The organism is Hungatella sp. L36 (assembly GCF_014288035.1).
Window position 1 is genome coordinate 102,216 of record NZ_JACOPC010000013.1, and the last position, 12,955, is coordinate 115,170.

Annotated in this window: 9 protein-coding genes; all 9 read right to left on the minus strand. The window is 41.4% G+C overall.

What is annotated here, in order from left to right:
- Positions 1-13: 13 nt before the first annotated feature.
- The 9 genes from H8S80_RS24880 to H8S80_RS24920 all read right to left on the minus strand — a co-directional run bounded on the left by H8S80_RS24880 (position 14) and on the right by H8S80_RS24920 (position 12,942).
- Entirely contained in the window at positions 14-2,317 is a 2,304-nt protein-coding gene (locus tag H8S80_RS24880; RefSeq protein ID WP_117502144.1) for an AraC family transcriptional regulator, read from the minus strand.
- 95 nt (positions 2,318-2,412) lie between these two features.
- Complete coding sequence (locus H8S80_RS24885) at positions 2,413-3,951, minus strand: ABC transporter substrate-binding protein (protein ID WP_025529413.1); 1,539 nt, start codon at positions 3,949-3,951, stop codon at positions 2,413-2,415.
- A gap of 83 nt (positions 3,952-4,034) precedes the next feature.
- Entirely contained in the window at positions 4,035-4,925 is an 891-nt protein-coding gene (locus H8S80_RS24890; protein ID WP_117632440.1) for a carbohydrate ABC transporter permease, read from the minus strand.
- A gap of 12 nt (positions 4,926-4,937) precedes the next feature.
- Positions 4,938-5,882, minus strand: a complete 945-nt coding sequence (locus H8S80_RS24895) for an ABC transporter permease (RefSeq protein ID WP_025529410.1) — start codon at positions 5,880-5,882, stop codon at positions 4,938-4,940.
- A 236-nt stretch (positions 5,883-6,118) separates the two neighbouring features.
- The gene (locus H8S80_RS24900) at positions 6,119-9,286 is read right to left on the minus strand and encodes a glycosyl hydrolase family 28 protein (RefSeq protein ID WP_243007929.1); all 3,168 of its coding nucleotides are present in this window, start codon (positions 9,284-9,286) and stop codon (positions 6,119-6,121) included.
- A 24-nt stretch (positions 9,287-9,310) separates the two neighbouring features.
- Positions 9,311-10,270 carry an acetylxylan esterase gene (locus tag H8S80_RS24905; protein WP_002603044.1) on the minus strand — a complete coding sequence of 320 codons (960 nt, stop codon included), beginning with the start codon at positions 10,268-10,270 and terminating at the stop codon, positions 9,311-9,313.
- A gap of 4 nt (positions 10,271-10,274) precedes the next feature.
- Positions 10,275-11,789 (minus strand): glycoside hydrolase family 31 protein, encoded by a 1,515-nt coding sequence (locus H8S80_RS24910; RefSeq protein ID WP_181987970.1) that lies wholly within the window; start codon positions 11,787-11,789, stop codon positions 10,275-10,277.
- 743 nt (positions 11,790-12,532) lie between these two features.
- Positions 12,533-12,787 carry a DUF1016 N-terminal domain-containing protein gene (locus tag H8S80_RS24915; RefSeq protein WP_227162500.1) on the minus strand — a complete coding sequence of 85 codons (255 nt, stop codon included), beginning with the start codon at positions 12,785-12,787 and terminating at the stop codon, positions 12,533-12,535.
- On the minus strand, positions 12,769-12,942 hold the full coding sequence (locus H8S80_RS24920) for a virulence RhuM family protein (protein WP_147338554.1): 174 nt from the start codon (positions 12,940-12,942) through the stop codon (positions 12,769-12,771). Before H8S80_RS24920 ends, H8S80_RS24915 begins: the two co-directional genes overlap by 19 nt.
- Positions 12,943-12,955: the final 13 nt, after the last annotated feature.

The following is a 12,955-nucleotide window of genomic DNA, read 5'->3' on the forward strand; positions in this document are numbered from 1 at the left end:
ACCTTATCCCTTTTCATTCATCAGAATCTGTCTTTATTCCTGAGACTGCATGATAGTCCCGCAGCTTTGACGGTGAAACTCCAAAATACTTTTTAAACGCAGTCGCAAAATAGGCATTATTACTATACCCGACAGCCGACGCGATTTTACTGATATCTTTGTCTGGTTCCGTCAGCAAAAGATCGTGTGCTTTCTCCATACGCGTTCTTGTGATGTATTCCAGTGCCGTACAGCCGGTAAACTCCTTAAATAGTTTTCCAAAATATGGAGCGCTAATATTCATCTTATCCGCCAGCATGTTTACATTTAACATACTGTCATCGTAATTATTTCTGATATAGTCAACAGCGTCAGACATCTGGTTTGCAGTGGAATAGCTGTTGATCTGCTCCATTTTAACATCCGCTTCCTGGAAAAGTACGTCAAACCATTCAATATATTCTCTACGCAAAGACAGACCTTCCAGCTGCTGCCGCAGTTTCTTCTCCTGCTCTTCTGAATCCTCAGTTTTCAGTTTCTTTCCCTTAAGCTGGAGTACCTCCAGCGAAAGCTTCACCATGAATGCAATAAACTCCTTATACCGGACATCCTTACAGTTATCCAAAAGCGCTTCCAAAGTTTTTATATATTTCTCTCTGTCCCTTTTCTTCGCACAGACAAGGAATTCCTTTTCGTGCTTTTCTGCTGCCTTCATCTGTTCTGCTGCGCCTGCCTGATTATAATGACCAATCTCAGTTCCTGCATTTTCTTCCAGTATGCTCCTCGTTTTTAACCGCTCTTCTGCTTCTTTAAACGCGGGTACACAGTTATCGCAGTCCCCCAAATACCGGTCCGATAAGTAAATTACCACTTTATTATGTATCAAATCTTCTGCCGATCTTCTGATCTGCTTAACGCCTGACAAAAGTTCCGATCCATCTATACTCTGTTCATCTGCCTCTGAAAGCAAAAAAAGCATTTTTCTCAAACTAATTTCAAAATAGGTACAGCAGCCGAGATTACCAAGATTTGAAGAAAAAATATCACTGACAATTTTTCTCATCATATCGTACTCCTGCATACTTAATGCTTTTTCCTTATCATCAGTGAGATAGGCCAACACCAGAAAATACCCTCTACCCACAGATATCATACGATTTTTCAGTAATAAATTCTGCACCGTATCGATCTGATTATCCAATAAAAGATTTTTCACTATAAAATTCTTCTCTTCATTCTCGTTTAACTGCAGGATATCTTCCGCTAACTGCTCATAATACTGGTTCAACACCTGGATCTCATTATATCCATGATCTTCCATAGCGATTTTTTTTCGAATATCAGAAATCATACTGTTAAGTGGCTTATAAATAAGACGGCACAGCGGCCATGTAAATGCAATAATAATTGCCGCTGCTGCAAGCATTACGACAAAAACTACATTGGCGATCGTATTAAACCGGTGAATCCCATTGACATATTCTGACTGTGCCACAATATAGAAACCGCTCTGCATTGATTTAATCCAACTGGTTTCTATCAGCCGGTCATCCTGGCTGGCCTTAAAAACGTGTTCTTCACCGGCTAATATTTTTTTAATATCTTCTCGGTCAGACCAGTTCTGCCCATAATACTCCATGCCGCTATGGCAGATAATATTACCTGACTCGTCCATGATGAATATCTCTAAATCTTCTGGAACCTTCTCGGAAAATAGGCTCCTGCTAAGTTCACCCGCATCGAGATTAACGACCGCAGCTCCCGTAAACCTTGGACTTTCCAAAGGGGTCTCCCAGCAATACATGGTGAGCAGCGCCACATCGTCCTTGTTCTGATACCGATTTTGTGCCAGCCATATAAACGGTTTTACAACGTTTTTTTTCAGTGCTAGTTTTTCTGGAAGCACATCGCTTAAATCTTTTGTGTAGGATATCCCCGTACCTGTTTCAAATACTACTTCCCTGTTTTCTCCTAAAAAATACAGGGAATGTATAAACGGTATATTCCCTATGACGTTCTGAACATTTAACAACAGCGGCATATTGGAGCTGACATTATTATCATTACTCAAACGGCAGACAGTCCCATCTGAAGAATAGAACCATTGAACCATCATATTTTTTGTATTATCCATATAATAATCAAAAACCACATCAATATTTGCAATTGTCGCGTTTGTCAATTTCTGATACTCTTTTGTCATTTGACTGCGAAACCAAAAAAACAGAACAACTGATGTGGTCATCAATACCGCCATCGTAATTGAGATTGTGCAGAACAGTGTTTTACCTACTAATGAATTCACACTGTCCTTAAAGGTACTCATTCTTCTTTTCATACACTGCCCCCCATCACCGCTTAAGATAACCCCATTTACTGGTACAAAGATACAGAGAACTCACGGTAACCGTGAGTTGCTCTGCCTCCTATCCCTTACTGTTTTCTATTTGCAGCATACCACTCCGAATACTGTCTCTGGTACTCTTCCATATACTTATCGAGACCGGCTTTTTTCAATTGCTGTATCATCTTGTCGTAATTCTCATCGTAATCCAGTATTCCTAACGTCATCGGCTCTATCAATTCAGTCCATACTGCCGTCATCATTGCCAGTTCTGACGCCACAGGCTCGCTGTTAAAGCTGAATCCTGCCGTTTTAGAAAGCAGGGAACCATCGTCATTCGTTTCGTAGGCTTCTATGGCTTCTTTTGATAATTCTTTATCATAAACATTATATTCCATAGCCTGCATGAACCAGCTGTCAAAGAAACTGTCCGTCACCAGTTTTTTGATTGTCCCATCTTCGTTATATTCCCAGTCCTTACCCTCCACACCGTAGATACAGAAATTATAGGTATCCTGATCCTTATACAGCCAGTCAAATAGTTCCAGCCATCTGTCTACATTTTTCTGGTCGTTGGCTGAAATACTGAATCCCCAGTCGTAGTCGAGATTTTTAATCTTTTGATTGTCACCAATCTTTATAAGAGCCAGCTCCGCTCCAGGTACAGCTCCCTGCAGACTTCTGTCAATCCATGCGCCTGGAGTACCATACATCGTCAGACAATTCCCCGCTTCCCAGTCAGCCGCTCCCTGTGTCGGATTGCTGATTTCATCCTGCAGAATATATCCATTCTCTACCCACTGACGAACCAGCTTGCAAAGGTTCTTATATGCTTCCGATTCATACATACTGTAAACCGTATCATTATTCTCCAGTTCATCCACATAGGTAAATGCGGTACCGCTCATGATGCTGACCAGCTGGTCTGATGTTTCGCTGTTTAACGCGTTCCATAGATAGCTTGAGCTTCTGCTTATTCTCATATCCGGAAATGCCTGCTTTACTGCCTCAAAAGCACTCATTAACTGATCATATGTGGTAATCTCAGAAGCCTCATACCCCACCTGCTTTAAAATATCATTCCGAACTTCTATTGTCTGCATCCTACCCGCATAGGGCTTGCTGCCAAACGGGACCGCATAAATTTTATTATTATGTTTTACACACTCAAAGCCATTATTTTCTGTTCTGACCCGAATCAGATTTGGTAATTTCTCCTGAATTAATGCTTCATCTATTTCAGCCAGATATCCCTTAGCTGCCCAATCAAATGCCGATACAATATTCCATACTGCAAATGATTCTCCACTTGCCAGCATGGTAGCAACCGTGGAATCTGATCCCCATGGCATAAATTCAACCGTCAGATCTATCCCCAGATCATTCAAAACTGCCTCATGAAAGTCTTTTTTGAAATACTCTTCTCTTCTGCTGGTCATATCTCCATACATAATCATGCGCAGGCTAACCACTTCTTTTCCGCTGCCACTGCCATCCGCCTCACGCGGGGCACTGACACGCCCTTCACTGCCGCTGTTTGCCTGGGGCCCTCCGCTTCCACAGCCGGTAAGTACTGCCCCCAAAGTCATTACGACACTTAAAATCAACGCTGCTGCTCTCTTTCTCATCCGTTTTCCTCCTTGGATAATTAATTTTATCATACTGGCTGAATATTTACCAGAAAGATACCGATCTTATCTATTTGCCATTTTTACCCTTTTACCGCTCCAACCGTTATTCCCTTTACAAAATACTTTTGAGCAAATGGGAAGAATGCTACTACCGGCAGAACCGTCAGCATTGTCATTACCATTCGAGCCGTATTAGAAGGAATTGTGATATTTGAAGCCTCTACGACTGACTTTGTTCCGCTGAGTAGTGCCGATATATTTGCCATCATGTTATATAGAAGTTTCTGTACTGTGTATAAGTCTGACTTTGTGATTAAGTAAAGGCTTAAATGGAAATCATTCCAATACTGAAGTGACATAAACAATATCACTGTCACCAGTCCAACCTTGGCCAGCGGTATCGCAATACTTGTAAATATCTTCATGCTGGTTGCACCGTCAATTCGTGCTGCTTCAATCAGCTCTTCCGGAATAGCCTTAAAGCTATTCTTTAACACAAACATATAAAACACGTTCATGCCGTACGGAACAAATAATGCAAACAGATTATTTTGCAGTCCATAATACCGTGTCATTAAGATATACCATGGTAAAATACCTCCGCTAAACACAGTAGTAAACCATGCAAAAAATGAAAGTGCACTGGAAAAACGAAAAACCTCTTTTTTCTGTGCTACCGTATATGCAAATGTGGTCATAATGAACAGTGAGTACAGCGTTCCCAGGAAAATAACTGCGAACGAAACACCGAATGCCCTGATGATCATGGTTCCCTTATCCTTGAGTATATACCTGTATGTTTCCAGGGTAGGCTCCTGAGGAAGTAAAGAGAATCCGTTCTTCACAATGGCCGTTTCATTTGAAATAGATGATGCAAATGTTATCCACAGCGGTAAAAAGCAAAGAAATGCCATGATTCCGACAATCAGATAGCAAACCAGACTTTCCTTTTTTTTATGTCTCTTTTTCATGATCTTTCCTCCCTAAAATAATGCATAATCCGGGTCAAACTTTTTAACCAGTTTATTTGCTGCCATTACCAGAATAAAGCCAAAAATTGACTGATACAGTGTAATCGCCGAGGCCGATTCAAACTGTCCATTCAAAATTGCAGAGCGATATACGAATGTTGCTATGGTATCTGTGGTTTCAAACAGCAATGGATTTAAGTTCGTCATACCCATGATCTGATCCACGCTTCCAAACAGGATTCCGCCAATATTTAAAAGGAACATTAATATAATCGTAGGCTTCAGCAACGGAATCGTAATTCTCATGATTCTCTGCCATCTGTTTGCCCCATCTATTTCGGCTGCTTCATAGAGGCTTTGGTCAAAGCCTGTCAGCGCTCCAAAGTAAATGAGCGATCCATATCCTGCACCCTTCCAGACACTGGTTAAGATCAGAATCGGCCACCACAGTGACGCATTGGAATACCAGGAAACGGCATCTCCGCCCAGCATCTGAATAAACTGGTTCAACAGTCCTTTATTTTCGTCAAACAGGGTAAGGGATATCATACCGACAACAATCCACGATATAAAGTGGGGAAAAAGCATGACCGACTGTGTAACTTTACGGAACCATTTATTACGTATTTCATTGATTGCAATAGCGATACCAACGTTTGCCACAGTTCCCAGAACAATACTGAATCCGTTAATAATTAACGTATTCCTTGTAGCTCTCAATGCATTATCTATACTTTTAAAGAAAAATTCAAAATTCTTTAGTCCTACAAACTCGCTTCCAAATAATCCTCCCTGATAGGTATACTTCTCAAAAACTATGTACAGCCCCGCCATCGGAACGTAATTAAATAGAATCAGGAATATAATTCCAGGAAGCGGCAGCAGATAAAAAAACAAATTATTTTTTATTTCCTGCCTGATGCTTTTTACTGGTACTCTTTTTTCTTTACTTTTCAATTTGAAACCTCCCATTCTCCATTCGACTTCGCATTTGTTTTGATGGCCTAAGTCTATCTGTGTTTTTGTCATTTATCAATTTTAAAAATTAAACATTGTTTCGTTTTTGAGAAATCGCCCCTATTTTTTGTATAAACAGCTAATTTTCAGCAGTATTTTTTGTGCATTTTTACTTGTTGCAATAAAAATGGCTGCAATACTTTTATGACATATCACAGCCATTTAAAGCTACGTATTCATTTCTGATCATTTAAAACAACGGAAACCTCATCAATGTTCCAACTATAACCTTTTGGAATTTCTGTATTTTCTATTACAATATTCTGTCCGCAAATGACCTCAAAAGCCTCATCCTCATCGCTTAAGATTTCTTCAAATAAGCTGTCTCTTATTAAAATATCATGGATATAACTGTCCTCTAATCCGGCAACTTTAATTCCAAAATATTTCTGACGTTTGGAGCAAATATTTTGAAATGTGTTATGACATATTTCGGGAAGTACCCTGGCCGGATTACTTCCTGATCCATGATACCTGTCCTCCAAAAAGATACCTCCCTGTGTTCCTTCCAGGACACAGTCCTTCCACATGATGTCCTGAACCAGCCCGCCCCTGGAAGGGCTTGCCTTGATCCAAAGACCGAAAAGATCAATATCTTTTACCACAAGATTCTGCCACAGAATATCATGAGCGCCTGCAGCCTGTTCACTTCCAATACAGAACCCTCCTTTTGAGCCCACACTGGCACAATCCGTCACTCGAATATACGCGGAAGGTTTATTTAACTCATTTCCCTCTCTGTCACGCCCCGATTTAACTGCCACAGCATCATCACCTGTATAAAAGAAACAGTCAAATATATTGACATGAATACTGGAATCGGGATCAATTCCATCTCCATTCAGAATACAAATATCGTCACTGGCCCCTGTTTTTCCTGTCCCCTTGGAAATCACCATTATATGATCCATGGTTACATGACTGCAGTAAATGGTATGAATTGTCCAGGATGGGCTGTAGCAGACAGTGACATCTTTGATATAAATATTTTTCCCATTGTGAATCGTAATTGCCCTGCCCCGAATGCTAGGATCCATCCGGGTGGAGAAAGGAACAGGAAGACCACCATCTATATCGTAATGATTCGGTCCTTCATTATACCCCAGTTTGAATCCGTTTCCATTTATCATTCCGTGCCCTCTAATAATTACATTTTCCACGTGATATGGGCCGCTTTTTCCCCTTTCTCCTTCGTCGTAAACGCCCGCATTTAGTAGACTGGCATAAGCCATCCGGTTTTCCGGTACTGCATCGGTGGAATTCACCCAGCACTTCGCCGGCTGTGTCAGTTTCCTCCAGCCTTCCCATCGGGTAACAACAGGAGGATAATCCTTTGGATCCGTACTTCCAATGAGAATGCCCTCTACCTCAAATATCATATTGCTTTTCAAAAACAAGGCCCCGCTGTAAAAAACGTGTCCGGCCGGCAGCAAAACCATACCATTTTCCGGACAATCATCAATTGCTTTTTGAATTGCATAAGTATCTATGGTTTTACCGCTCCCCGCTGCAAAATATGGTTTCGTCGTAACATCAATCACCTTTGATAATTTTGAGGTTCTGGCATGAACCGTTTGACTGCGAATCACCCGGTTTACGCCATCGAGCGCCGCTACACAAAACTCATAATCCGTTTCTGGCTCCAGTTCATTTGCCGTATATCCTAATTTGACCGTTAAAGCCTTGTTCTCATCACAATATCCTTCCCCTCGCTTTTTCCAGGTTACAAGATAGTGTGAGAAATCATCTGCATCCGGCAAAGACGCCCTGTTCCAAAGCAGCATCACACTGTCAGCAGTGACAGCCTCATCTACAATATGCAGATTTCTCAGACAATGCTGTCCATCCGTTTCCGCTTCTATAATTATCTCTGATTCACCGTATACTGCATGGTTTAAAATCGTCTGAAGCTTTGCTGACCAGTAAGAATCCTGCTCCAGTCTGCGCACTTGGCTCAGCTTCCATAGCTGGTACCTCTCTTCTGTTGTCAAATTGTCTCCAGAAATACAGAATATCCGAACCCTTCCAGGAGCATACGCTTTGACAGTTCCTTCCGGATTCACAGAGACACATTCCCTGTCATCACTTAACCAGTGTAATTCATGATTGAAATCCCCGTCATCATATGTGTATTTCAGCCTGTACACCTCTTCTATCTGCAGCCTTTTTTCCGGCTCTACACATAAATTCCCGACATTTCCTTTACTGCCGATGTGCACGGTGCAAACGGCCGTTATTTCTTTATATGACGCTTTTATAAAAGCGCTGCCTTCTTTCATCGCCTGAACCACGACTTCCTCACCACCGAACTCATTCTCCTTTATAGAAACAATCTCAGCAATCTCCGAATCTGATAACTCCCATTGAAAATGAGGAGAACTAAATGCTGCAGGTAATGCCAGACCATAGACCGTTTGCTGCTCTCCCGCCGACATACGGATCGCTTGTTTGCTCAGTATAATCTTGTCTGCATTAATCTCAACGGGTTTGACTGATAGATGAAACTCCTTTCTTTTACCTCCGCGAATAGTCGTCGCATAAATCGTTACCTCACCGGCAGAATGTGAGATCACCTTCCCATGTTCATTCACAGAAGCAATATACGGATTAGAAGACCGCCATATCACCCCTCCCACATCTCCTTTTGTTCTTATTCCCATACAGGCACTGCAGCCGACTGTCAGTTCATGGCTGGAATCACAACAAGGGAGTTTTCTATTCGGCCATCTCACTTCATTCAACACAATCTCTCTGATATCGCAGTACTCAGTATTCGCTCTGGAAATCACCTGTATTTTACAGACTGCTTCACGTCCTATGTCCTCGGATATAACCCTGATTTCGGCCGTTCCTTCTGAAGCTGCAATAAGCTTACCACTCCGTTCCACCTCTGCGACAGCCCTGTCTGACGACTCAAACAGGACATTTCGATTCATTGCTCCGTTCTTCAACACATCTTCCGGGTAAAGAAAGGCAAGAATATCCGCACATTCTCCACTTTCCAGTATCATCTGATCCGTACTGAGCTCCAGCCATAGCGTAGTAGTCCGCGTTATATTATCAATTACAGCTATTTCACAGCAGGCTGCTGCTCCTGATGGCAGACTCGCTCTTACAGTTGTAAAACCGGTGGTCTTCGCACGCACAAGTCCGTTCTTTACTTCAGCGACAGACTCATCAAACACCTCCCATTTGATATCATTAGTAGTATAATTTTCACCTATAATCTTTGGTTCTATTAAAACCGTGCTTCCGCACATATCCCAATTGCTAAACGTATATTTATCTGCATTTCCAACCACTAAGGGATATGTATGATAATTCAGAACAATTTCCTCACTCATCTTTTCCACATTATACACTCCTCGTCAAATCCAGTCTTTTAGAAAAAAGCGCATTTCCATATCATCATAATCAGGTAAATTTTCATGACCATACTCATAAAACATATAAATGCTTTTCTCACAATTTAATTTATTAAATACTGCAAACTGTGTGGAAGGCGGGCATGTTATATCCATCAGTGAAGCCCCCATCTGTACTGTACCCTTTATTTTTCCAGCAAAATTCTGTACATCGATATAGCTCAAACGCTCAAATATTTCTCTCTCTTTCAAATGCTGTGGATCAAACAGCCGGAAATAATTCTTCAGTTCCTGGTATGCACTGTCAGGGGAGTCCATTTCCAACGCCCGTTTATAATCCGACAGAAAAGGATATTGCACGGAAATCCTGCTGATACGCCTCTCTAATCCGGCACATGCAATAGATAAGGCGCCTCCTTGGGAACCGCCATATACACCGATTCTCGTCTCATCGACTTCTGGAAGCTCCATGATAATTCCTGCAAGCTGTGCCGTATCCAGAAAAATATTTCTCATTAGCATATGGTCTGCCTCGCCATCCAGTCCGCGGATAAAATGGCCTTGAAAAGTGGTTCCTTTCACCCCACCGGAATCTTCAGAAGCACCGCCCTGTCCTCTGCAATCCATTGCTGCAACAACAAATCCTGCCGCTGCATACTGCATTTTACTCGTCCAGGACCCACATCTGCTGGAATACCCATGAAAAGTTAATAACGCTGGAAATAGCCGTGCCTTCTTTTTGGGTATGATGACCTTGGCATGTATTCTGGCATTCTTTACACCTGTATAATACAAATCAAAGCAATCGGCATATGGCACTGTGAAATCTGCTTTCTTCCACTCAATATTCGCCTCCACTCTCCTCATTTCCTGCAAACCGCGTTCCCAATACTCTTCAAAATCATTTGCTTTCGGCGTAGACCCCATATATTTTCTAAGCTCATCTACTGACATATCATACATGTTACTATTCCTCTTTCCTTTCCAGCCATATTATTTTGTCCATTGGACATTCCATCTCTATTGTTCTGCCGCCTCTATAAACAATTCTGTCTTCTGTCAGCCATGCGCCCTCCGGCAGGCAAACATTTCTTTTTATCACTCCTTTTTTGCAGACAGGAGCGACCAGTATTCTGTCCCCCAGCATAAACTGGTCATTGATCCTTTCGTATCCATTATCCGGGTACATATACTCCATCGAACGCATAATTGGTTCTCCCGTTTTGGACGCCTCTTCTGCCAATTTCAGTATAATTTTTCCCATTTGGACGTGCAATTTTGCAGCTGTTCGGACAATATCTAACTGTTCTTTATCTAATATTCTCCATGGTGCCGCTGAAAACTGCATCATCGGACAAAACGCCGCTGCCTGCGCATACCGGACTATTAATTCTCTATCCAGTTTACAGCTGTTTTCTTTGAAATTCTGGTACTCTCCGCCTCCTATCATATCCGGGCAGTGGTATGCATATCCCATCAGCCCCTGAATCAAAGAGTTTGGCAGCAGCATGTTTAATCCATTCTCATCCCAGCTGTGATTTTTATCCGACAGCCGCATAACTAAGGGTTTTCCCCCCAGTCCCCACCCCGCCCGGAATTCGTTAAAGGAAAAACGCAAACCAACTTCGCCGTATTTTTTCATCTGTTCCCATGAGGACATTGGTACCGCAATTCTATCTGTGTCCCGATACATATTGGGATCACCTCCGTCGAACTTAAACCCATCAATTCCGTATGTGCTCATAATACCTTTCAGTTTATGGTAAAACCAGTTACATGTATTTTGATTCGTCAAATCCAGCACCGCGCTGTAACCGTTCCACCACCTTCTGATGGCTGTCTCTCCAGTGTGATCCTTAATCAGGTATCCCAAAGGCTCGATCTCCCGAAAAGCTGCAGAGTCAGGGGATATATATGGTGTCATCCACAACATGACCCTGAACCCCATCTGTTTCAGCTCCTCTACCATTCCCTTTGCATCTGGAAATGCTCCCTTTCGAAATTCATAGCTCCCATAATCCTCAGCCCATCCTTCGTCAATCATCAGTATTCCCGTTGGAAAATCATTTTCAATAATCTGTTCTGCATACTTTATAATATCTGCCTGGTTCTGCTCATACATAAGCTCGATCCAGGTATTATACTGGGGCATGGTAAAGAAATGCTGATCCGGCAAACAATTTTCAAATGGAAAATATGCTCTCATCGCCGCCAGATAGGCCCCGCGCAGATTCGCATAACCGTCCCTGTACGTTATCTCTCTGTCTATTTCGACTGTCCCATTATTAAATGTAGCGGTGTAAGGTTCCTGACTATATAAATATCTTCCCTTACTGGACAACAACAGATTCGTCGATTGATTTGGCGTGTTTATATCTCCAAAATCAATTACAGCATGCTGATTCGCGTTAATCGGCATTTCAACGCCCCTATGCACGATTCCTCCCCACCAGAACTCATTTTTTTCAAATTCAATTTTCATAGATACCTCCATGTATCGTGTAAGATAGTATAAGCCTCCAATAGATTTTCTGAGTATATCATCCTTATATTTCACCATCAATTTTGTATTTTAAAGATGGTTTTGTATTTTAACTAATTTATAGTATAATTAGTCTTTTAGTTCATCTAGACTGTTTCCGGAATTTTCAGTTGAACAAAAGCACCTCAGGTTCGAAAATGCATACCAGGGTACATCATCACACGCTGTTATTTACAAGTAGTAACCAAATAAAAAAGATCAAGCGAAACATAGTCACCTGATCTTTTTCAAAAAAATCGATTATCTGGTTATCAGAACGATAACCAGATAATCGACTTTCAACATATCTCACCAAATTCCCTTTACTGCATATCTTTTTATAGCAAAAATACTTTTCGAATGGTCTAAGACGGTTAAATATCCTCCTGATATCTATTAAAAGTAATTTTTTCATTCTAAAAACACAGTGCATTTCCACTTAATTTTTTGCCTTTTTTGCGTTTCAAACTACTACATCTTGTGGTCATTACCTTATTTCCTCTTTTTATCCACAAGTGATATCAAACAACACACTTCCACATGTGGTGAGTGGATAATAATGATGTCTGAAAGACATGGCTCATCCCTGGCGGAGTTTCGCTTGTCTAACTTCATTTACATCACAAATAAAAGCACCGTTTCATGTCACACCTACTTTTATTCTTACCAGCTTTGTTCTACATAAAGTGGACTAGAATATAAGCCTACCAAATACGACTTTCTTCATCTTTTAGTTTGTCCATTAAAGAAATATTTGTTCGCCATGGTATTTGTGCAACGACCCGTTGCACAATTTCAAAGTCAGGCCAACTTTCCGCAAACTTCCTCATATATTTTATGTTTATTGGCGAAAAACCTAACATTTTTGAGAAGGCATCCTTTAATTTATTGACCATACGGTCAATGATTTTTGTGCCCCAGCCTTCCTCCTCTTGCTTTTTTAGAATACCTCTGCCGATATTCCCTTTAGAAAAATCCCTCTACTTATACTATACGCTTTTGCAACATCCAAATTATAGGGAGCAACCCGTCTCACTACGGTTCTTGCCCCGTCCTTTTGAACTATCGCAAAATTTACAACAGTTGCAGGCTGGTCTTGCAATTCCTCTTTCATAGCGTTATTCCCC